The organism is Rhizobacter sp. P3_B12 (assembly GCF_056402895.1).
Map to the genome: position 1 here is coordinate 1 of NZ_JBFUGN010001582.1, position 829 is coordinate 829.

1 protein-coding gene is annotated in these 829 nt (G+C 71.9%); it reads left to right on the forward strand.

Annotated elements, in window-relative coordinates:
* Positions 1–829, forward strand: an 829-nt coding sequence (locus AC1D01_RS37025) for a sigma-54 interaction domain-containing protein (protein ID WP_477874843.1), incomplete at both ends; no start/stop codon positions are given.

Sequence of the window (829 nt, forward strand, 5' to 3'; positions counted from 1 at the left end):
CCCGGTCGCATCGCTGCCCGCAGCGGTGGCGCCGCCGGCCCACGCCGGCCCGGTCAGCCAGGCGCTCGCGCGCATGGCCGGCCAGTCGCAGGCGATGCAGCAGGTGCGCCAGCTGATCGACAAGGTGGCACGCAGCATGGCGCCGGTGCTGGTGAACGGCGAGTCGGGCACCGGCAAGGAGCTGGTGGCGCGCGCCATCCACGAGATCAGCCCGCGCACCGGGCAGCCCTTCGTGCCGGTCAACTGCAGCGCCATTCCCGAGCAGCTGCTCGAGGCCGAGTTCTTCGGCTACCGCAAGGGCGCGTTCACCGGCGCCAACGAAGACCGCGAGGGCTTCTTCCAGGCCGCGAACGGCGGCACGCTGTTCCTCGACGAGATCGGCGACCTGCCGCTCGCGATGCAGAGCAAGCTGCTGCGCGCCATCCAGGAGCGCTCGGTGCGCCCGGTCGGCGCGGTCGTCGAGCAGGCCGTCAACGTGCGGCTGCTGAGCGCGACCCACAAGGACCTCGGCGCCGAAGTGCAGGCCGGCAAGTTCCGCCAGGACTTGTACTACCGCCTCAACGTGATCCAGATCCGCGTGCCGCCGCTGCGCGAGCGGCTCGAGGACCTGCCGTCGATCTGCGAGCGCGTGCTCGACCGCATCGCGCGCGATGCCGGCGTGTCGCCCGCGCCGCGGCTCACGCGCGACGCGATGGTGCAGCTCAGCCGCTACAGCTTCCCCGGCAACGTGCGCGAACTCGAGAACCTGCTGCACCGCGCGGTCGCGCTGACGGTGGGCGACGTGATCGACGTCGCCGACCTGGGCGTCTCCGAGCTGGTGTTCAGCGAC